This is a genomic window from Desulfosediminicola sp., from assembly GCF_048381775.1.
Taxonomy (GTDB): Bacteria; Desulfobacterota; Desulfobulbia; order Desulfobulbales; family Desulfocapsaceae; genus Desulfopila; species Desulfopila ganghwensis.
Map to the genome: position 1 here is coordinate 363,955 of NZ_JBLXGE010000002.1, position 20,652 is coordinate 384,606.

The 20,652-nt window shown below is 49.4% G+C and carries 25 protein-coding genes; 14 read left to right on the top strand and 11 right to left on the bottom strand.

Annotated features, from left to right (window positions below):
- Positions 1–38: 38 nt before the first annotated feature.
- From ACN5NT_RS04505 to ACN5NT_RS04515, 3 genes are all read right to left on the bottom strand, one after another.
- Positions 39–986 (bottom strand): SPFH domain-containing protein, encoded by a 948-nt coding sequence (locus ACN5NT_RS04505; protein WP_136795383.1) that lies wholly within the window; start codon positions 984–986, stop codon positions 39–41.
- A 30-nt stretch (positions 987–1,016) separates the two neighbouring features.
- The gene (locus ACN5NT_RS04510; protein WP_419174647.1) at positions 1,017–1,493 is read right to left on the bottom strand and encodes an NfeD family protein; all 477 of its coding nucleotides are present in this window, start codon (positions 1,491–1,493) and stop codon (positions 1,017–1,019) included.
- Positions 1,494–1,571: 78 nt separating this feature from the next.
- On the bottom strand, positions 1,572–2,633 hold the full coding sequence (locus tag ACN5NT_RS04515) for a hypothetical protein (protein ID WP_419174648.1): 1,062 nt from the start codon (positions 2,631–2,633) through the stop codon (positions 1,572–1,574).
- Between the two features lie 223 nt (positions 2,634–2,856).
- On the opposite strand from ACN5NT_RS04515, the gene ACN5NT_RS04520 reads away from it, so the two are divergent.
- Positions 2,857–3,345: a dihydrofolate reductase gene (locus ACN5NT_RS04520; RefSeq protein ID WP_419174649.1), complete on the top strand. Its 489-nt coding sequence runs from the start codon at positions 2,857–2,859 to the stop codon at positions 3,343–3,345.
- A 26-nt stretch (positions 3,346–3,371) separates the two neighbouring features.
- Here ACN5NT_RS04520 and ACN5NT_RS04525 read toward each other — a convergent pair whose 3' ends face one another.
- Positions 3,372–3,584, bottom strand: a complete 213-nt coding sequence (locus ACN5NT_RS04525) for a hypothetical protein (protein ID WP_419174650.1) — start codon at positions 3,582–3,584, stop codon at positions 3,372–3,374.
- A gap of 185 nt (positions 3,585–3,769) precedes the next feature.
- On the opposite strand from ACN5NT_RS04525, the gene ACN5NT_RS04530 reads away from it, so the two are divergent.
- The 7 genes from ACN5NT_RS04530 (at position 3,770) to csgH (ending at position 9,495) form a co-directional block, all read left to right on the top strand.
- Positions 3,770–4,336: a hypothetical protein gene (locus ACN5NT_RS04530; protein ID WP_419174651.1), complete on the top strand. Its 567-nt coding sequence runs from the start codon at positions 3,770–3,772 to the stop codon at positions 4,334–4,336.
- A 70-nt stretch (positions 4,337–4,406) separates the two neighbouring features.
- A complete protein-coding gene (locus ACN5NT_RS04535) occupies positions 4,407–5,384 on the top strand; it encodes a hypothetical protein (RefSeq protein ID WP_419174652.1) in 978 nt (325 codons plus the stop codon).
- A 1,056-nt stretch (positions 5,385–6,440) separates the two neighbouring features.
- Complete coding sequence (locus ACN5NT_RS04540; RefSeq protein WP_136795389.1) at positions 6,441–7,085, top strand: helix-turn-helix transcriptional regulator; 645 nt, start codon at positions 6,441–6,443, stop codon at positions 7,083–7,085.
- A gap of 96 nt (positions 7,086–7,181) precedes the next feature.
- Positions 7,182–7,580, top strand: a complete 399-nt coding sequence (locus ACN5NT_RS04545; RefSeq protein WP_136795390.1) for a CsgE family curli-type amyloid fiber assembly protein — start codon at positions 7,182–7,184, stop codon at positions 7,578–7,580.
- 38 nt (positions 7,581–7,618) lie between these two features.
- On the top strand, positions 7,619–8,017 hold the full coding sequence (locus ACN5NT_RS04550; RefSeq protein WP_136795391.1) for a curli assembly protein CsgF: 399 nt from the start codon (positions 7,619–7,621) through the stop codon (positions 8,015–8,017).
- Between the two features lie 27 nt (positions 8,018–8,044).
- Positions 8,045–8,914 (top strand): CsgG/HfaB family protein, encoded by an 870-nt coding sequence (locus tag ACN5NT_RS04555; protein ID WP_136795392.1) that lies wholly within the window; start codon positions 8,045–8,047, stop codon positions 8,912–8,914.
- A 203-nt stretch (positions 8,915–9,117) separates the two neighbouring features.
- Positions 9,118–9,495 carry a curli-like amyloid fiber formation chaperone CsgH gene (gene csgH, locus ACN5NT_RS04560; RefSeq protein ID WP_419174653.1) on the top strand — a complete coding sequence of 126 codons (378 nt, stop codon included), beginning with the start codon at positions 9,118–9,120 and terminating at the stop codon, positions 9,493–9,495.
- Positions 9,496–9,714: 219 nt separating this feature from the next.
- On the opposite strand, the gene ACN5NT_RS04565 is transcribed toward csgH, so the two are convergent.
- The gene (locus ACN5NT_RS04565) at positions 9,715–10,314 is read right to left on the bottom strand and encodes a flavodoxin family protein (protein WP_419174654.1); all 600 of its coding nucleotides are present in this window, start codon (positions 10,312–10,314) and stop codon (positions 9,715–9,717) included.
- Between the two features lie 151 nt (positions 10,315–10,465).
- Here ACN5NT_RS04565 and ACN5NT_RS04570 point away from each other — a divergent pair, with 151 nt between their 5' ends.
- The 5 genes from ACN5NT_RS04570 (at position 10,466) to ACN5NT_RS04590 (ending at position 14,113) form a co-directional block, all read left to right on the top strand.
- Positions 10,466–10,906 (top strand): winged helix-turn-helix transcriptional regulator, encoded by a 441-nt coding sequence (locus ACN5NT_RS04570; protein ID WP_136795395.1) that lies wholly within the window; start codon positions 10,466–10,468, stop codon positions 10,904–10,906.
- Between the two features lie 553 nt (positions 10,907–11,459).
- Complete coding sequence (locus ACN5NT_RS04575) at positions 11,460–11,804, top strand: TusE/DsrC/DsvC family sulfur relay protein (RefSeq protein ID WP_136795396.1); 345 nt, start codon at positions 11,460–11,462, stop codon at positions 11,802–11,804.
- Positions 11,805–12,247: 443 nt separating this feature from the next.
- Positions 12,248–12,460 carry a dodecin family protein gene (locus tag ACN5NT_RS04580; RefSeq protein WP_136795397.1) on the top strand — a complete coding sequence of 71 codons (213 nt, stop codon included), beginning with the start codon at positions 12,248–12,250 and terminating at the stop codon, positions 12,458–12,460.
- A 258-nt stretch (positions 12,461–12,718) separates the two neighbouring features.
- Positions 12,719–13,093, top strand: coding sequence for a cupin domain-containing protein (locus ACN5NT_RS04585; RefSeq protein WP_419174655.1), 375 nt, complete (start codon positions 12,719–12,721; stop codon positions 13,091–13,093).
- Between the two features lie 150 nt (positions 13,094–13,243).
- Positions 13,244–14,113: a DMT family transporter gene (locus tag ACN5NT_RS04590; RefSeq protein WP_167495624.1), complete on the top strand. Its 870-nt coding sequence runs from the start codon at positions 13,244–13,246 to the stop codon at positions 14,111–14,113.
- 61 nt (positions 14,114–14,174) lie between these two features.
- On the opposite strand, the gene ACN5NT_RS04595 is transcribed toward ACN5NT_RS04590, so the two are convergent.
- From ACN5NT_RS04595 to ACN5NT_RS04605, 3 genes are all read right to left on the bottom strand, one after another.
- Positions 14,175–15,056 (bottom strand): PfkB family carbohydrate kinase, encoded by an 882-nt coding sequence (locus ACN5NT_RS04595; RefSeq protein WP_419174757.1) that lies wholly within the window; start codon positions 15,054–15,056, stop codon positions 14,175–14,177.
- 140 nt (positions 15,057–15,196) lie between these two features.
- Complete coding sequence (locus ACN5NT_RS04600) at positions 15,197–15,523, bottom strand: AzlD domain-containing protein (protein ID WP_419174656.1); 327 nt, start codon at positions 15,521–15,523, stop codon at positions 15,197–15,199.
- Complete coding sequence (locus ACN5NT_RS04605) at positions 15,499–16,188, bottom strand: AzlC family ABC transporter permease (protein WP_217907637.1); 690 nt, start codon at positions 16,186–16,188, stop codon at positions 15,499–15,501. Before ACN5NT_RS04605 ends, ACN5NT_RS04600 begins: the two co-directional genes overlap by 25 nt.
- Before the next feature lie 223 nt (positions 16,189–16,411).
- On the opposite strand from ACN5NT_RS04605, the gene ACN5NT_RS04610 reads away from it, so the two are divergent.
- Positions 16,412–16,888: a hypothetical protein gene (locus ACN5NT_RS04610; RefSeq protein WP_136795402.1), complete on the top strand. Its 477-nt coding sequence runs from the start codon at positions 16,412–16,414 to the stop codon at positions 16,886–16,888.
- A gap of 182 nt (positions 16,889–17,070) precedes the next feature.
- On the opposite strand, the gene ACN5NT_RS04615 is transcribed toward ACN5NT_RS04610, so the two are convergent.
- The 3 genes from ACN5NT_RS04615 to ACN5NT_RS04625 form a co-directional block, all read right to left on the bottom strand.
- Complete coding sequence (locus ACN5NT_RS04615; protein WP_136795403.1) at positions 17,071–17,802, bottom strand: FadR/GntR family transcriptional regulator; 732 nt, start codon at positions 17,800–17,802, stop codon at positions 17,071–17,073.
- Between the two features lie 693 nt (positions 17,803–18,495).
- Positions 18,496–19,080: a ferric reductase-like transmembrane domain-containing protein gene (locus tag ACN5NT_RS04620; protein WP_136795404.1), complete on the bottom strand. Its 585-nt coding sequence runs from the start codon at positions 19,078–19,080 to the stop codon at positions 18,496–18,498.
- 119 nt (positions 19,081–19,199) lie between these two features.
- Positions 19,200–20,570, bottom strand: coding sequence for a dipeptidase (locus ACN5NT_RS04625; RefSeq protein ID WP_136795405.1), 1,371 nt, complete (start codon positions 20,568–20,570; stop codon positions 19,200–19,202).
- Between the last annotated feature and the right edge of the window lie 82 nt (positions 20,571–20,652).

A 20,652-nucleotide genomic window follows, 5' to 3' on the forward strand; every position in this document is an offset into this window, starting at 1 on the left:
ACTTCGCTCGTTTCACTATCTTGATAATACGCGTTCAATCAGGATTGCGGAGGGGTAAATTTTACATCCTGGCCCTTGGTATGCTCCAAGGTCTTCATGGCTGTAGCCACCATTCCTGAAACGTCTGTAAGGTTACCCGGAATGATCATGGTGTTATTCTCTTTGGCAAGTTTACCGAATTCATCGATATACTTTTTGGCTACTTCCAGATTTGCCGCCTCGGTTCCGCCCGGACAGTTGAGAGACTCAGCGACCCTGCGGATACCCTCTGCGGTTGCCTCGGCCACTCGCAGGATTTCCTGGGCACGGCCTTCAGCCTCATTAATCCGTTTCATCTTCTCACCTTCTGAGAGAGAAATAGCCTCGGCCTTATCACCTTCCGCCTGATTGATAGTGGCCTGTTTCTCACCTTCGGATCTGGCAATTTCAGCACGTTTTTCACGCTCGGCTTTCATCTGCTTTTCCATGGCTTCAAGCACGGTGCGCGGCGGCTGGATATCCTTGATTTCGTACCGCAGTACCTTGACACCCCAGTTTGATGCCGCCTCATCCAGTGCATCCACAACCTGGGCGTTCAGGGCTTCACGCGCCTCGAAAGTCGAATCGAGAGTGATCTTACCAATTGCGGAGCGCAGGCTTGTCTGGGCCAGCTGGGATGCGGCAAAGTGGTAATCTTCGATTCCATAGGCTGACATCTGAGCATTAACCACCTGCAGATAGAGGATACCATCCACCTCCAGGGTCACGTTGTCTGCGGTGATACAGGTCTGCGCCGCAATATCAATCGGCTCTTCTTTCAGGTTTCTCCTATAGGCAACCTTATCCAGAAAAGGGATAAGGATATGGAAGCCGGCTCCGAGAGTGGCCCGGTACTTACCAAGACGCTCAATCACGAATTCCGAACGCTGGGGAACAACCACCGCGGTCTTCACCAGTATAACCACAACCACTGCCAGTAAAGCGACTAAGAAGACAAGATTTTCCATTATATCGTTTCCTTGCTGACACCTTACGGATCAGCCATTGTTTTTTTCAGTTTGTTTTTTATTTTCAACAACGGGTTTGACAACCATCACCAAACCATCCTGTTCAACAATTTCCACGATCCTTCCGGCCTCGATCGGTTCATGTGCCCGGGCTCGCCAGGTTGTACCGGAATATCTGATCTTCCCCTCAGCGGGCGGCACTATCCCGGTTTCTACCGTCACCAGCTCTCCCTTTGCCGCATGGGGCTCATCGACGAAAGAGTTTTCACTGTCACCGGTAAAGGCTCGTTTGACAAAACGCCTCAACAGCACCAGTGAGAGCAGAGAAAAAATTATAAAAATGAGCAATTGCCCATTCAGGCTCACCTCAAAAACCAGGCAGGCCAAGCCAGTGGCGAGGGCCCCGAGGCCAAAAAAGAAGATAACAAAACCGGGGACAGCCAATTCAAAAAGCAACAGGCCGAGACCTACCAGGCACCAGACCAACCACGGAGAAAGAACCTGCATGTTCAACATTCCTCTAAAGCGAGCCGCCGATTCCGGCGGCATCTATGAACTTTCTTGTATTATGCACCTATTCAGCGGTTAGTCAGCAATTATCTCTTTGGGGATAATCGTTTGATAGACCACACCGAAAAGCACCACACTCATCGGAGCCACCCAGATCAGGCCAATGCCAAGAGGAATAGCTGCAAGAAAAGAGATCAGGCCAAGCAGCAACATCAGCGCGAAAAACTTCCACCAGACTTTATGGATTGCCTTGCGCGAAGTTTCAAGAGCCTGCCAGGGAGACAGCTTCTTATCCACGACCAGGGGCAAGGCCAGAGCATATCCCACGGTAAGGTAAATGCCTGGCAAAACCAGCAGCAGATAACCAATAAACAGCAAAATCAGTGACAGCAGCCAGGTAACAATAACTTTACCAGCCACCTCAAATCCACTGAACAGATCCTGCCAGCGGATATCGCCTTCTTTCAAGCGCTTAACGCCCATATATATGAGTCCGGCGGTAAGGATGGTTGAGACAACACCTGAGCCCAATTGGCCAATCACGGTGACGGCGATGTTGACATTACCCTCGGGAATCAGCCAGGCAAGACCGGTAACCATACCATCTATAGCTGCAAGCACCAGAATATTAATGAGAATCGCCAGCCAGATCTGACCTTTCACTCCGTTGGTCTGCTCCCAGGCCTCTTTGAGGCTACCGAGGATGGGAAGCTCTACTTTTCCCTGATCCCCGGCAGAAGTTGCGGAAACTCCTCTGGTCGCCTGCGCTACATCCTCAATCGGCTCATCAAGGTCGTTTTTTGCGGCGGCCCCTTGATGACTTACAGCAGGTGACGGCATGATTTCGTCCTGCCCGGGCTCTTCCAGGACTTCGGGATCGGCATCCAATAGTATATCGCCAGCCTCACCGGTTTGTTCCAAGGCCTCGTCTGCTGCCATTTCAGATGCTGCTTCCGCGGCGATATCGTCCTGCCCGCCGCCCACCTCCGCTTCCTTTGCAGGGGCAACAGGCTGGTCGGATACCATTTCAGGGACAGCCTCGAACTTCGATTTACATTTAGGGCATGATAATGTCCTACCCATATATGCATCATCAACAGAACCGCTTACCCCGCAGTGGGGACATCGCATCTTCATTTGTTGCACTCCCAAAGTATTGCCAGATAATTTTGACAATTCCTGCCGTTACGACTTCATCATCAGGCTCAGCACCTTTGACTGCAAGGCTTGAAACCCATTTCTATCTAAGATGGCCGCACATTGACAAACGAACCGTGAACCATGTATAGTTTTGGTTAGAGACTACAAAAATATTCTGTAATTACAAGATATTTCAGAAGAGCGACTGAATTGCATCACCATGAAAATTATACTGATCGCCGTCATGGCAACCAACAGGGTTATCGGCAGAGACAACAAGCTTCCCTGGCATATCCCGGAAGAGCTGCACTTCTTTAAGAAAACCACCATGGGACACCCGGTGGTCATGGGACGGCTTACCTATGAATCCATTGGTGCCCCACTGCCCGGCAGACAGAATATCATCGTCAGCAGTAACCCTGATTATACCATTGAGGGAGCCGATACCGCCACCTCACTTGATAAGGCGATAGCGTTGGCGGATAATAGTGAGAAGCTTTTTATTCTTGGGGGATACAGAGTTTTTAAAGATTCACTCAAGTTTGCAGACAACATTATCCTTTCGATACTCGACCGCGAAGTTGAGGGAGATATCTACTTTCCTGATTTTTCAGACGACGAGTGGCAGGAGATCGCCCAGGAACGACATGATGCCGGGAAAGAGCCCTTCACGGTCCACTATTACCAGAGGATTCCACCTGCCGCCTGAGCAACCGGGAGCGAATCTTTTACGCGTCAGAATCCGCCTTTTCCCCAACAACCAATAGCCTCCATATCTCTATTGGCCGCTCGCTTTTGCTGCTCCCGACCCGCTAGAATGCCCCAGCTGCCACGCATCCTCCTGATAGTGTCTCCTTCACTGCTGGCCGCCCGCAGGCGCCCCTCACCCAGCTGTTGTTTTTCTCGACATATTTCAACTAATTTCCTCCACCTGCCGTCCGACAACATAATCCTCTCAGCTTAGTCGACTTGTTATACCGAGCTCACCAATCTAGTACTTTTTTTACCCTTTTGGATAATTGTTTCTGAATGTGGCATTGCTACAATTAGTTCTATAGGCGGGATATTCTCTACATTCCAATTCACCCATATCCACCCGGAAATTTTTAAATAAATCTCTCAAAAGGTGTATCATGGAAAATTCTTCCCATCAGGCTGGTTCACGAAAACTCTTCATCTCTCTTACCGCCCTGTTCATTCTCACGGTGCCCATTGCCTCCCCGGCATCCGACAACTCGGTCACTACATATGTGGTTGGTGGCTCCAACTCTTTCGACCTGGCCCAGACAGGTGATCTCAACCAGGCCTCCTCCTGGCAAATCGGATTTGGTCAGGATATCAACATCAACCAGCTTGGCCGCGACAATACAGTCGGCTCCCAAGCTGCTCCGGTCGTGCAACTAGGCTTTGATAACAGCCTAGACATCGCCCAATACGGATTCAACAACTCGGTCAATGGCTCCCAGGTTGGTTACAGCAATACGGCGACCTTCGTCCAATACGGACTGGCCAACAGTCTCGACTTCTCTCAGCACGGTGTCGGCAACTACATGGATGCCACGACCCACGGTTACGGTATCAATCTGGATCTCAGCCAGGCCGGAAACGGCAATACCCTGAATGTACATTTAGGCGGCAGCAATATAGAACTGGGAATTTCCCAGCAAGGAGGAGCGACGGCCACGGTAACCGGCAACTGAGGTAGCATCGGGGGCTATTGCAAGGCTCGTAATGAGCAATTTATCTACATCAACAAGGGGGATTAATTCCATGATGAAAAGAAAAATATTTGCGACTGCGGCAGCACTCACCTTAAGCACAGCGGGGTTTGTCGCAGCATCAGACAACAACATAGCTGATGTCTACAGTGAAGGTGGGTATAACACGGCAACCGTCAACCAGGTTGAGTACAGCTATAATAACTCTGCCACGATCGACCAGCTGGGTTTTTTAAATAACGCTCAGATAGATCAGGAGTACACCTATAGCGCCACTGCTGAAATTTCGCAGGAAGGAGTCGGCAACCTCGCAACAATTGGCCAGTACGGTGCAAGTCTTAGCGATGCATCAATTGGTCAGCTGGGAATATTCAACCAGGCTGAGATACTTCAGCAGGCTGCCTTCGACTCCAGCGCCTCCATCGAGCAAGCGGGCCTTGGCAACACCGCATTCATCCTGCAGACCTTCTCGCTGTTTGATGAGGCCGAAATATCCCAGGCTGGTGTTGCCAATGATGCGACTGTGGTGCAATACGGCTCGTACACCTCAAGCGGGGCAATTGACCAGGCTGGCAACTTCAACGTTGCCAACATCTATCAGCTCGCCTCGGCTGGTTCCATGGCCGAAGTCGTCCAGATGGGGAATGGCAACCAGGGCAATATCGTCCAGTTTGCCTCCCTAAATGATGAGGCAAGAATTCTCCAGTCTGGTGACTTCAACTACGCGGCCATTGCCCAGGCATTTTCCTACGACAATGAGGCGCTGATCGAGCAGTACGGTACCATGGATGTCTCGACCATAAACCAGTCTGGCGCCAATAACAGCTACGCCTATATCTACAATGACAGCACATCATTCGAGAACCGGGTAGAAGTCACTCAGCAGGGCGACTCACACTATGCCACCGCCTCTACCTACTTTGGTCCGGGCAGCACCATCACCATCAACCAGTACGATTCCGGCAATACCGCCACCGCCACCTCGGTAGGCGCGTACAACACCATCACCATCAACCAGGGCTCGCCATAACAGCCTGATATCCCGCCCCCCTCCTACCGCTTGTCTTCCAGCAGCATCGGGAGGGGGGACTTTGCGTAACGATCACACCTTCACAGCAATCACTTGCCCTCTGCCCCCCACTCTCATCGCGGCATAACGTTTGCTTCTCGATGAGCAGTATTCTCCATTCAAAAACTGATATGCGGGGAAATGGTTTCCCCAACAGAATCCTGCAGATACTGCTTGTCCTGGTTCACCGAGGCAAACAACGCTGCCGATCGTCACAGTCGCTTGAAATATCATCATTTTTCAAGAATGCTATCACGATTAGAGAACATCTTAGACAATACAGCCACGGGCAGCCATTACCACGACTCCAGCTCATCTCAATTCCTGGTTCCGAGGTACTTTTGTGAACTGAAGAAAAATCTGGGCTAGCAGCTACTACTGGCTACTACCAGGCCACCTTCCAACTGCGGGCGGCAAGAGAGAGTTCGACCACTTCAAACCGCCTCATCGAAAAATAACAGTTCAGGATCAAGTTGCAGCGTAGTGCACAGCTGAACGCATGTATCAGATGATTACTCTAATTCATTTGATTAGGACCTACAGTCGAGGCAACGTCATGTCGGCTCCTCAAGTGCTAGCCGATGGACTTAATACTCGACAACATTTTATATTCCACCTAGTTGTCAACTCCATCTAGCGCCGACCCACCAGGATAGGCTGTAGGCACTAATAATATTGACAATACCTTTTGCCTAACATAAACTAATACTACCTTTGAGACGATATCACGCGCCGCTCAAACTGCGTGGGATACATTGTTGTAGTTGATGAAAAATACGTGCGATTGAAAATCATCCGAATTCATTACTTAACTTTTTGCTGAGCAATGTCCGGATTGAGGGGAGAGGGGCTAAATGGTGCAGGAGGAGCAGGGGACCCGTTAATAGTGAGCGAGAGTTGACAGCTATTTTCAGCACGACTCGGCCAGGAACTCGTCTTACGCGGGATATAACCTTATCAGTGACAGGCTATAGGACAAGACACCAATCGTTCTAACACCATATTCGACCATGAGATATGCCACAACAAGCCATCATATACTTTCCGCTCCCTTCTAACCTGATGGACGATCTGTTGAAATTCTATCTTAAGGATCATTTCAACGAGCAGTGTACCGTTACAGACAGTTTCGACACCGACTCACCCAAGGTGCACACATATTTAATGTACGACTTCTTGGAAATTCACCGGAACCCAAATGACAGCAGTACCAGTTTGCACGAATACCCATACCATGCTGAACCTCGGGTTCATTACATTGTCGTCAACATGCAACCCGGCACTGAAGACAGCCTCTCCCGCTTTCTGCACCTCAACAAAGTAAGGGGAATCTTTTATAAAAATGATCCGTTGGATGTCCTCCACAAAGGGTTGCATACCATTTTGCAAGGTGAGGTATGGGTCCCCAGGAAGGTCCTGTTGCAATGGATGAATTCGTCCGAAAAGATATCTCCGGCCAGCCAGCCCCAACAGGTTCTCAGCTCACGGGAAATGGTTGTGCTGAAACTTCTGGCAGCCGGTAAGTCGAACCAGGACATTTCTGAAGAACTGTGCATCAGTACCAATACGGTAAAAGTACATCTCTACAATATGTATAAAAAACTCAAGGTCTCTAATCGTATCCAGGCAGTTCGGTGGTTTTCTGATTATTCCGGAGGGTAACTTGTGGGAAATTACTGCACACGCGATCGGGCTTTGCGGATTTGGTCTTTCCACAAAAGAAAACAGTGCTTACGGCCAGAAAGACGGGCAGGACCGATGATGGTCGTATTCTTGTTTATCGCATTGTCTCTTCTTGTTCGGCCGCCCTGCACTGTAGCTCAAGATGTCGAAATCGGTGCACTGGTGATCAACAAAACCATCACCCGCCTTGGCGATGATTTTTATGATGAATTTACTAATAGATGGGATCCTCCGAAACAACTCGGGCCAATGCATATTTCTATTCAGGAGGCACCAAGCGCTCGCTGGGGGACCATCATAGCTGTTTTCGTAGGAAGTGAACGGTATTTCGTCACCAGGGTTTCCTCACGCCAGGTGGATATCGAGGAAATTGCGGAGGCTGCAGTAAAGCAGGTCACCATCACCCTCATCAGGCAGCATCTGCTCAGGATACAAAACGGAGAAAATGGCGACCTGGTGGGAGATGGCCTGTAACCACTTTACAATCAACAAATAACCAATAGGGGAGTATTATGAAGAAGACACGAATGGCAGGTATTCTGATCGGTATCTTCCTGGGGTTCAGCTGTGCGGTGGTGCAGGCTGAGCAACTGAATTTTCGGTTTATTAACCCAAGATTCGGTGGGAGCCCGCTCAACTACGCCTGGCTCCTTGAGTCAGCCTCTATTCAAAACGATAATGAAGTTGATCTGCTTGATGAATTTGAAGATAACCTGAACAGATCTATTCTCAACACCCTCGCCAGCCAGATCGTCCGCTCCGCCTTTGGCGACTTTGGTGATGAGCTACAGCCCGGCAATTATTCGATCGGCAAGTACAACATTAACGTCTCTACTGGAAGCAACATTCAAGTGGACATTGTCGACCAGACGAACGGATCATCTACCTCCGTGAGTGTTCCATACTATTAAAAGGAGAATCATTAAAAGGAGAGAGCCGTGAAAAAGATACTGACAACTGTAACCTTCCTTGCCTTGACAGCACTTCTGTCATCCTGTGCCGGGCCGATGACTGAAACCATGACCCCAGCTCAGCTGGGTTTCAAGACCCGTGCCAGTGAGGACCTGCTCAATCTCCCCAAGCCGAAGGGTAAGGTTATCATTGCCGTATACAAATTCAGCGATCAGACCGGACAATACAAGCCCCATCCAACCAGTACATCTTTCAGCACCTCGGTCACCCAGGGAGCCACTTCCATGCTGCTTGAAGCACTCAAAAAGAGTGACTGGTTCATACCTGTTGAGCGCGAAGGCCTGAACAACCTCCTAACAGAAAGAAAGATCATCATGGCCAAGCTCAAAGCTGAAGGCATGGAAAACGCCTTACCGAAATTGCTTCATGCTCCTGTGCTGCTGGAGGGTGGCATCATCTCTTATGAACACAATGTCTCCACAGGAGGCTTAGGCGCAGCCCATCTCGGAATTAGCGGATCGACCCAATACCAGAAAGACCAGGTGGGGATTTACCTGCGGGCTGTCGATGTGCAACGGGGCGATGTACTGCTGGCCGTGTCAACCACCAAATCGATACTGAGCTTTGAGGTGAGGTTTGGCTATTTCAAGTTCATAGAAATTGATGAAATCGCCGAAGGGGAAGCGGGCTACACCAGAAATGAACCACCTCAGCTCTGTGTATTAGAGGCAATGGAGAAAGCGGTGATGAGCATGATCATCGAGGGCATTCTGGAGCGTAAGTGGGAACTGGAAAATCCGGAGGACATCAGGCACCCGGTCATCCAAAAGTACCTGGAAGAAAAAGGCATTGAAGCACCCGAGACAATTTACAACCAATACCTGGCAGGTGCTTGAGTTAGCCAGGGTCCAGAGGGGAAAGGGAGTAGTTATAACTCTTTTTCCTCGGGACCAGCCTTCTCTCTCGGTAAAAACCCTCCACCACTCTCGAGTGGTGAGGAGGTTGAACCAAACCATGCCGGCTACAAAGCTCGCACAGTCAATGGCTGGCCCCCCACAACACAGAACCTTAGCTATCCGGCCCACCACAGCCAGCTACCATGAGCCACCTCATCGCCATACTTCTCGTAGCAGCGCAACTCAGTTTCGCAGCAGCAGCGACCTGCGGGGACACTCCCCACCGGGGCAGCCTGAAAATAGAGTTAGTTGACAACAATATCCTGCTGGTGCGGGGAGTTTGTCTTTCCACCCTTGCCGGACAACAGCTGCAATACAGTTTCACGGCCAAAAAGTCAGGTTCAGCCGGCACCGCCACCAGCAGCCAGAGCGGATACTTCATATCACGGCAGGGTGAAGCGCTTGAGCTCTGCAAAACCCGGCTGAACAGCCAACAGGGAGACCTCTTCCTATTTTCCCTGAAAATCTATGATCAGAACGGGGAAATATTCGTCGTTGAGGAAAAGTTTGAGGTTCTCTGAGCACGACTGTCACCTGGCTGCTGTCTTTATGCCGGCTCATGAAGCCTCGACTCGGCTTTCAGCTGACGTTGCAACTGTCCTGGCCGTCGATTCGCCTTGCTCAGGTAGATGACCTGTAGCTGGCCGTCTCTTCTGGCTAACCGCCAGCAAGCCCTTGATAGCTGCAAGGTGCCCCAGCCAACTGCTGGCCGGGGAAAAGTGGTTTTCTTGCGCGGGTGCTTAGATGGTGGGGAATGTTTCCTTATGTGGTGCAATAGCCGCGCCAAGCCACTGAATTGTCTCTCCAAGATTTTTCATATTAGTCAGTCCTTCCGCATCGTCACGAACTTCTCCTTTGTCACGGCCAATTCCCAGGTTCCAATAGGTAGAACCTGGAATAATCATCTGATTCATCAGGAACATGTGGTTAATGGTGTCGTATACGTGAGTCGCTCCGGCTCTACGCACAGCAACCACAGCAGCACCGATTTTGCTTCTGAAAATCCTGCCGTTGGCCAGGGCAACATAGCCGGAACGGTCAAGTAGAGCCTTCATCTCGGCACTTACATCTGTAAAGTAGGTGGGAGAACCCAGAATAAGCGCATCCGCCCTTACCATCTTCTCCATAATCTCGTTAAAAATGTCCTTGCTCTGGATACATTGCATATTCTGCGTCTCACGACACTTGCCACAGGCAAGACAACCGCGTATTGCCTTACCGCCCACCTGAACCAATTCTGTTTCCCAGCCAGCTTCCTGGAGCGGCTCAAGTGCTGTACTCAAAAGAATCTCGGTGTTACCGCCCTTTCTTGGACTTCCGTTAACAGCTAATGCATACATAATATTTTCCATAGGTTGTGTGTTATTACCGTTGATAAGCGTCGACATAGTTGAACTTCTGCACTGGTCGACTATAGTTCACGCCCACACCACAAACAAGTACTGTCTTTTTGCGCCGGTACTTACACCATGTATAGTGCAGAGAAAACAAATGACCGAATCAACGTGCAAAATCAAGCAGTTAGGGGACAAGACATATAGATGTTATTTTGAACTCACCCTGCAGGTGATTGGTGGCAAGTGGAAACCGATCATCCTCTACCAACTGGCAATACATGGTGTTTTACGTTTTGGGGAGTTACGCAGAGCGATCCCCGACATTACCGAACGAATGTTAACCAGGCAGCTGCGAGAGTTGGAAAAGGATGGCGTCATTCACCGAGAGGTATACAAGCAGATACCCCCCAAGGTTGAGTATTCATTACTTTTTGCAGGCGTTCAGCTTATCCCCGTTCTACTCAGCCTCCGCAAGTGGGGTGCGGACTACGAACACCATCATCCCGAAGCCCCAACCCTGCCAATATCAGCAGAGCATGAACCGGTATCTCCACCCCGGATAGCACTCATGTATCAGGATCAATTGAATAACTGAGTTCACTTTTTGGCAGATGCCGGCATTGAAGTTCACCCCAGCCATGCCGGCATCTATCAGTTACAACAGTAATCCGTACTGATTTGCTGCTGATTTTCACCATCGCTGCGCCAGGCCTGTCCGAATATAGTGGCAGCCTCGTCCTTCGTCCCTTCAACACATCGATATATCGTCCTTCCTGCCACAATCTATTTGATCTTCATTGAGTTCGCATTTCATCATTCCCTTAATTAATACAGATACCTAACACATATACCTATAGATATCACCCTGTAGTATACCACTCTGTATCACATATTATTACGATATTTCAATTATTTACACAGCGCAGGACTTCTCTATTTTAGACTTGCATTTACTCCTATAGCGTGGTATCTCGGAATTGTGCATAAGAAAAGAACAGGCCATATACAGTTTTTTATCTTGTGCAATTTGAGCCAGGTTGCACCCTTCTCGGCACAAGCAGGTGCAAGGGGTGAACCAATTAGTATCAGTGGTGTTTTTCTGAAAGTAGTTATGCTACAAGGAGTATCCAGTGAACGAGGAGGCCTCAATGAAAGATCTGATGTACAATGTGGAAGTAAATGGCAAGCAATACACTCTTACGGGTGAAGGTCAGCTGACAGACATGAACAGCTGGGACAATGACATCCTTAAGTGGCTCGCTGACAAAGCTGACATAGAGCTGAAAGAGGAGCATCGCGCCGCACTCCTCTATATACGCGATAACTATATGTCACGCGAGAGGTATCCTGTCGTTCGGCTTGTGGCTGACCACCTCGGACAGAAATATGGGGCAGATCAGGGGACGCCTAAATTCTTTTACGATCTCTTTCCCAAAGGCGTTGGCCAGGCAAGCACCCTCGCAGGCATTCCTGTGAAAGAACTCTGTTTCTGATTTTTGCCAGGCATAGATCGGCACCAGAACCGATACATTAAGCAATCGGAAGCCGGTCCATCAGCCGTATCTCCTCCTAAGTTTCCCCGCGCCTGATTTTCACTGGGGAAACTTTTTTCGTTTATCCATCCTGATTTCAGTTAAATACCTTCCGACACCCTGCCTCACCACTGAAATATCAACGACCCGGCTTCTCTTTTTTCTCCTCAGGCGCTAAAATTGTTTTGGGTGTTGCATTAATCACTTTTTATGCTCACTTACAACCTGTGCGCTCCCTCACCTGTTTGCAAATGACGTTTCTGCCAATGACTGTATCGAGGGTCGCCCGGACCGTTGAGGCATGCTGCCAGAGTCGATTGTGACCCAGTCGTCGCCGGCTGCACAGTTCGCCCAAGAAAATGCATTGTTTCAGCTTGTCTAACCTTCACCAACAAGGAGACATGATGCCAGAAAGCGTATACAAAATTATAGAATTGGTTGGCTCCAGTCCTTCCTCATGGGAAAAAGCCGCAGAAAATGCAGTAGAATCTGCCGGACTCAGTATTCGTGACCTGCGTATCGCAGAAGTAACCAAGCTAGACATGAAACTTGATGAAAACGATGGCCTCTGCTACAGGGCCCGTCTCAAGCTTTCATTTAAAATCCTGTCGGAATAGTCCGGGCTTAGCGACCAGACTACGTTCAAGCCAAGGGCCGGCCATCAGCTGTAAGTGAACAATCTTCCATGTACGCACTCCACTTTGCGTCGATAGAAAGTTACGCCTCCTTCACCCCATTCTTCCCACATCTAATTTCCCTGGTATAATTGAGATGATAGCTCCAAAGCACCATGAGGCAGCCAGAATTTCTGCAGCGAAATCCTGGCTGCCTCATGGGTCGATACTCAATTACACCCTTCTCAGAAAATGCACCCAATGAATCCAGACATACGCCATACAAAACCGGACCAGGAGTTTTATACCAGTGAACGATGTCACATAATTGAAATATCAAACTGCAGCAACGATAACGAAGCGTCTATAGCCAGGGCACGCGTAGAGCCGGGGATAACGACTGAGTGGCACCAACTTACAGATATTACAGAAAGATATCTTATCATATCAGGTACAGGCATGGTTGAAATCAAGGGGTTGAACCCCACCCAGGTTACTGTGGGAGATGTTGTCGTCATACCTGCCTCCACGCCTCAGCGCATAACCAATACCGGTGATGACGAACTTCTTTTTTATGCGATCTGCACGCCCAGATTCATCCCGGATGCATACATCAGTCTTGACGGAAAACAGTGAATTCTCAGCATCGATCACTGGCAACAACCAGCCAAAAGTGGTAAAGCGAGTCTCGCGACTGCATCCTTACAACGATCTATCTAATTACCCGCCTTGTACTCCACAGGCAATTACGCTTTGAAATCAATAGTTTTATCCTGGAGATATCGTTTGAAACTTTCTCAACAGGCTCAAGGTCTGCTCATCACCACCGCCGGCGTTCTGGCAATTTCCCCGGATACGCTCCTGGTTCGACTTCTTGAACTCGAAAAGTGGTCTCTGCTCTTTTACCGGGGAATTATCATTGCTACCTGCCTGACACTGTTCACGGTCTGTGTTCACCGCCGAAAAGCTGTTCAGCAATTTCGCAGCATTGGCATACCCGGACTCTTCGTCGCCCTGCTCTTTACCGGCAGCACAACCTGCTTCGTTATCTCTCTCTATTACACCAGTGTCGCAAACACCCTTATCATTGTAAGTGCTTCCTCGATGTTTGCAGCGCTCTACAGCAGGGTATTCATGAAAGAAACCGTCGCCCTGCGTACCATAATCACCATGCTGGTCGTGATAGGGGCAATTGGTTATATAGTCCAGGATGGTATCGGCAGCGGCTCTCTGCATGGCGATCTGCTCGCTACCTGCAGTTCCATGTTCATGGCTGGCGCATTTACGCTTACCAGGGTCTCCCGGTCCCGCAACATGATCCCGGCATCTGCTCTTTCGGGGCTGATCACCGCAACCATCGCGTTCTTCCCGGCAACATTTGTTCTGCTCGACTTACAGACATGTGTTTTACTTGTTACCCTCGGCATCTGCCTTGCCACCGCCTTTGGCCTGTTAACCGTTGGACCTCGCTATATCTCTGCCCCGGAGGTCAGCCTCCTGATGCCACTTGAGACAGTGCTGGGACCATTGCTTATCTGGTGGGTTATCGGAGAACAGCCTGGGAATACAGCTATTACAGGTGGAATTGTGGTAGTTGGCGCGCTGACCATCCATTCCCTGCTCAGCCTTAAACGCACGGCGCGACCAATCCATTAAAGCGCAGAGAGCAACTCACACAAACTGCCATAACCGTAAGAGTCATGGCAGTTTGAGAGATTCAGATTTTAAATGAGGAAGGCATTTCCGGCATGGCACCTTTCTGGGAGCAGACCCATGCCGCCACCCGGTTGGCCTTTTCGTTGATGTCATCCAGAGAGTAATTATTCAACAGACTGATAACTGTTGCTGCGGTAAAAGCATCACCTGCACCGATGGTATCACCTATATTTTCCGTTCTGATTCCAGGGTGATCCGACACTTCCCCCCGACGTACCAGCAAACTGCCGCGATCTCCACGGGTCAATACTGCCAGGGTGAGGTCATGTTTTGCAACCAGCTGGTCGAGAATCTCTTGTTCACTGCCGGAGATTGCAGCCATCTCTGCCAGGATCTGCAACTCGTCATCATTGAGTTTAATAATATCAGCTAACGCAATCGACCCCAACACCACTTCAGCTGAATAGAAATTCTGCCTCAGGTTGATATCAAAAATCTTCAGCGCCTTTTCCGGCAACATCGACAGGTAATCAGTAAGCACCCGTCGCGAATGCTCCCCACGCTGCACAAGGCTGCCAAAACACACACCATCCAGCCGCGAGGCCAGTTCGGCAGCCGCGTCATTGATTGCCAGATGATCCCAGGCAATATCGTCCGGGAATTCATAACTGGCAACACCGGCCCCATCAACCCGGGCAAGCACATACCCCGTGGCATACCCCGTTATTGTCGTAATACAGGAGGTTGGCACCTTTCGTCGACTCAACTCAGCAAGTGCCCTGCGGCCTCGGGTATCATCACCAATTGTCGATACTGCGTACCCCTCCGCTCCCAGCATGCTCGCATGGTAGGCAAAGTTAATTGGCGCTCCTCCCAATTCTTCACTATCTCCTACAATATCAAATAGAATTTCGCCTACTCCTGCAATAACCGGTCGCTCCATGATCACTGACTCTCCCAATTGCTTGTGCCATGTCGGGTTACCTTTTAATCTTCTCTGGCAACAGACATTTTTCAATTCGTTTTTTAGCCTTATATCCGCCTGTTTCAGTTGTACCTGGCAACAATCACCAAGACAAGTTCTCAAGTAAGAAAATAACGGCCAAGGGCAACCAATACCATTCCTACAGCGACGGTACCAAAAAAAGATTTGAACTTCCAGGCCACCAGGAATGTGGGCAAGGCCACCAGTAAAAAGAGATTCTCATCTGATGTATTCAGCGTGCCCTCCGGGCAGAGCAAGCCCGGAGCCAACAGCGCAGCCAGCACCGTGGCCGGCACAAAACTCAGCCACCTGCCGATCCAGGGAGCAAGGTTTCTCCCTGAAAGGAGCAACATCGGCAACACCCTGGGCAGGTACGTTACCAATCCCATACCGACAATTGTCATGAAGATGATCGACTGGTCCATTGCTCCACCCCCAGGCCGACGGTCGAGGCAATGACCGTTGCGGCAATAACATGAAATTGTTCAAAACCAAGCAGAAACAGAGATACCGAGAGTAGCGCAGCGAGGGCTGCCATCATCAGGTAAACCGGCTTCACCAACTGTGGCACCAGCAGCGCGATAAACATCGCGGGCAAAGCGTAATCAAGCCCTATTGGTCTGACGTCCGCTATCTGGCCACCGGCAAAATACCCAAGCACCGAGCCGATTACCCACGATGACTGGGCGGTGATATTAACCGCAAAGGTCTCGGTCAACCGCGGCATCTCCCCCTTCATACGCATGGTGTGCAAGGCAAAGGTTTCGTCAGTCAGCTCATAGCCGAAAAAAGCGATCTGTCTCTTTTTCCACCCTTTCAGTTTGGGGGCCAAAGCCGCTGACATCAAAAGATGGCGCAGGTTAACCACAAAGGTGGTCATAATAATCGCCAAAGGAGCCACTCCCGCGCCGAACAGGCCTGCTCCGATCAACTGAGCACTGCCTGCAAAGACGATTAATGACATCCCCACGGCATTCACTACGCCAAGGCCGCTCTTCTGTGCCAGAACACCATATGCAAAACCGACCGGTATATAACCAAGCACTATGGGTAACGCCTGGCGGAATCCACTTAACAACGCTGACTTCACAACTCCTCCACCTGTTATTTATTGTTAACGACACACTTCTTTTCCTTATTAAAACAGCTCAGTCTCAAAGAAACAGATACAGCTTTCCTGAAAATTAGCCAGTACAGTCGTTTGCAGGCAAGCGAAACATCAAGAGTAAAAGCTCAAGTTGTGGTATGTTTGCCACCGATTTAACCGGAATTTGCAATGAACCTGCCCCGTATTGTGCTTTTAGCTGAGGACAATGCTTAACTATCTTTTTTCCATACATACCGCTATGAGAGCCCTCTCTTCACGACATACTTTTTCCTATAAATACGTATACTTGTCTCTTTGGATGTGCGGGTTTGCGCTGGGTGCCAAAGACGTTCTGCTAACCGGCTCATCCGACCCAAGGTTCATGCAATACATTGTTATCTGGGCACTATTTTCCATTTTTATCTATTTCTGTACCGGTTCAATCAAGAAAGTCATTATCAAAGATCAAACACTCCTGGTTTCCAACTACATTACCGACAGGCAGATACCATTGGCCGATATCCAGTCCATAGGCGGATCATCGTTTATGAGTCCTAAGCAGGTGTGGTTCACCCTCAAAGGTTCAGGCACGTCCAGTGTGAAAATCAGCTTTATTCCGGTGGGAAAACGAGTGCGCGGACCAGGGAAACATCCCATGGTCAAAGAGTTGGCTGAAGAATTGAATATTGAAGTAGCAGGTTGAGTTTCAGGAACTACCGGCGGGGGGGGAGAGAAAAGCCTGAACCTGAATTTTTCATGAACGGCTCCACGTACCTATTCGCCCTTCCGGGCAGGGGAAGCAGTGCGCATTATCTGTCACGCTGAGTTTTTTTTACAGCAATCCTTTTGATAAGGGCACACCCGCTGTGGAATGCGCCCTTATCACTAGTCTTGCTTCTTTGACAATCCATTAAAAAACTGCAACAGCCGCTGATTGGTACCAAAAAGGTGATCCCGCATAAAAAGCCGTGCTTTTTCAGGATCTTGATCTTTTATCGCCTGATAGATCCCCTCGTGTTGCTCCCATACTGTTACAATACGCTCTTCACTGGAGATAAAGCCATTCAGTACCGGCTCAAGGAATTCACGGGCAAAATCAAAAATGGCTTTGAGGGCATGCGCGCGCAAAAAGTTATGAGAAGCTCTGGCAATGGCTAAATGAAAAGCGATTTCATTTTCCCAGGTAAAGGATTTGCCTGAGGTCTCCTTAAAAGCCTTCAAGGCGAGGTGGATCTCCTCCAGGTCCTCTTCCGTACGTTTTTCCGCTGCCTCCCTGGCCGACGACTGCTCAATACTGCGGCGAACCTCATACAAATCGACAATACGCTTCTGGTCCACCTCCATGATTTTTTTAAGAGGACTAAGGGGAACCGCTGCGTCCATGTTCTTTACATAATTTCCCTTACGCTTTTTAATCTCTATAAAACCGAGTGTTTCCAAGGTGTTCAATGCTTCGCGCAGTGAAGACCGGCCTACTCCGAACAACTCGGTAAGTCTTCTTTCACTTGGTAGCTTTTCCCCCGGAAGCAACCTGCCTTCAGTTATCAAATCAATCAACTGAGAAACAATCTTATCTGAAACTTTTTCGACCTTTACTTCCCTAAACACATCGTCCATGCATATTCCAATATTTTGAACTTTGGTCTGACCAGAAACCTGGTTTTATTCCTCCAATGCAAGATAAACTAATCATGTTCAAGTTACCAACAAAAATAGCAGACATACCGCAACTGCGAAATGTAAAATAAACTTGACAACAGGCCCATAGTAAAATAAGTTGTGGTCAGACCAGCCAACAATGTGACCACAAGCTTTCAATTAAAACAACAAATTGCTTGGGCCAGACGCTGGACATTACTTCATTCTGGCTTCCGTTCCGGAACCTCCCGTCATGGAGGAGAGTCTGCCCTCCCCCCATGACACCCCAATTCGCAGCAAGAGGTGTCTGAATGTTGATGACCGCGACATTTCAGACGTACAAGCCTCTGCTCCTGTTCCTTGGTCAAAGCAGCGTTTTAAAGCCTGAACTCCTCCTTAGACTGCTTTGACCTTGGAACAGTCTTCTTATTCTATCCGCCTCAACCTGAATTGCGGCCCAGTTTTCCAGCCTTTCCGCTATCGTGAACCTGCCCTTATATTTCTAAAAATTTGAGGATATGCATACATCAGCGGCAGGCTCTCCCTGAAATATCAGAAGAGCCTTCAAAGGTGAACGTGTAACGGGTTACATCTCAACCAATAACTGGTAGATCACTAAAAAGCTGGCAACGCCGAACCTGAGTAGTGCCAGATGTTAAATTATCAGTCACTTCACAATTGGAACCTCTCCCTGAAAATTTTCTTTTCGAGAAACCCCAGGGCCCTGCAATCTTCAGAAGCCCTCTGCATCATCGGCATCGGCCCACAGATATAAACCGCTGCTGAGCTGCGCACATTTTCAAGCCCGGTGATGCTCCCTGTTCTGCGGATTGACCATAACCTTGCCAGTTTCCTTGAGCCCACCATTGCAAGAACACAGCCTGCGATCACATAGACCGTCAAGCGCGGCAACCCATCGAGATAGGATTCAGAGACATTGAGAAGGTGGACGATAATTCCCGTGAAAGCCAAGTAGCCGAGTGGCTTATGGAACCTGAGCCAGAGCTTATCGCGAATGTCGTATCTTTGCCTGAATATTGAGGTGCCAACAAGAACGAGAAGTACAATCAGCATTATGCCCCCAACAAGTGCAGGCCAATGTTGCCACCTGAACGGCAGATTTCCCCAGCCGGTTGAGAAGATAATCAATGCGGCATGAGTCAGCCCGAAATTCAGGATCAGCATGCCATTCAACCGGTGCAATATCAAAAGATTCTGCAACCCAAAAACCCGATCAAGGCTAGATATTCTCGCCACCAGCACATCCAGCAGTCTCCTGAAAAGAGTAAGGCCCCGGAAATCAACTCATGGTGAATTGTTTAATTTCCAGGGCCTTTAGTCTAAGGTTGAACAGTTTTTTTTGCGCTGAGAGCGGATTATCGTCTGATTCTCTGAAGATAATCGGCAACCGTCAGCATACCTAGCCGGAGCTGGGTCAGGCTGAATTTTTCATTGGCCGCATGGGCACCGTCATCAGGCAAACCAAACCCCATCAGAATGATAGGTGCCTGCAACACAGAATCAAATAGAGCGGCAATTGGGATTGAGCCACCTTCACGCATCAGTACCGGCCTGTTCTGGTAGGTTTCTGCCAGGGAATCGGTGGCAGCCTTAAAAAATGGATTTTCCGCTTTTACAGAAACACCTCTGCCAGAATGCATGTTGACCGCAGTCGCCTCATGACCTGCCGGCAGATTTTTCTGCACAGCTTTTTCGAACCAGCCGAAAACTTCATAGGGATCAAGTTCTGCCGGCAGACGCATGCTCACCTTTGCCAAAGCCCGCGCCGGTATCACCGTTTTAGCTCCTTCGCCGGTAAAGCCGCCGCGAATACCATGCACCTCAAGAGTCGGCCGTACCCCAAGACGCTCCAGCGGTGGATAATCCTCTTCACCGACCAGTGCATCAACTCCCATCTCATCTTTGAGGGACTCTGCAATGTTTAAAGGATCAGCATCCCAAAAGGCTTTCTCCTCCGCTGCCGGTCGGCCCAGGGCCTCATGCAGTTCCGGGATATTGATCACACCATCCTCACCTTTCAACCTGCTTATCAGCACACAGAGTGCATGAATCGGGTTTGGCGCCACGCCGCCGTAACTGCCCGAGTGCAGATCAGTTCTGGCGCCTGACACCGCAATCTCGGTATAGAGGATACCACGCAACCCCTGAACGAGAGACGGCTGGGTCTCACTCACCATATGCGTATCGCAGATAAGTACTGCGTCCGCTTTTAACAGTTCCGGGTTTCTTTCGACAAAACGTTCAATTCCGGCACCACCAGACTCCTCCTCCCCTTCCAGCAGGATTTTAACATTGACGGGCAACTTTCCCTCTGTTTTCAACCAGGCCTCCAGGGCACCGATCACCACCATGATCTGCCCTTTATCATCGCTCGTCCCCCTGCCGTAAATATTACCGTCACGCACCTGGGGTTCGAAGGGAGGTGTGTCCCAATCCGAGACCGGGTCCACCGGCTGGACATCGTAGTGACCATAGATCAGTACGGTCGGTTGCTGCTCGTCCACCATCCATTCGGTATAAATCAAGGGATGACCGTTGGTGGGAATAGTCCGCACTTCGGAAAAACCCAAAAATACAAGTTTATTGCGTACCCATTCAGACGCTGCGTACACATCTTCGTCATGTTCACCCAGAGCGCTGATACTCGGAATAGCAAGCCATTCACTCAACTCCCTGATAAATTTTTCCTGATTCTTCTCAATATATGCAACTCTGGTTTCAGCCATGATTCATAGCTCCTTTCCTGAGAACGTGGATTAAAATGTTTGCTGTATGCCCAACATACCAGCACCTGTCCCCCAATAATAT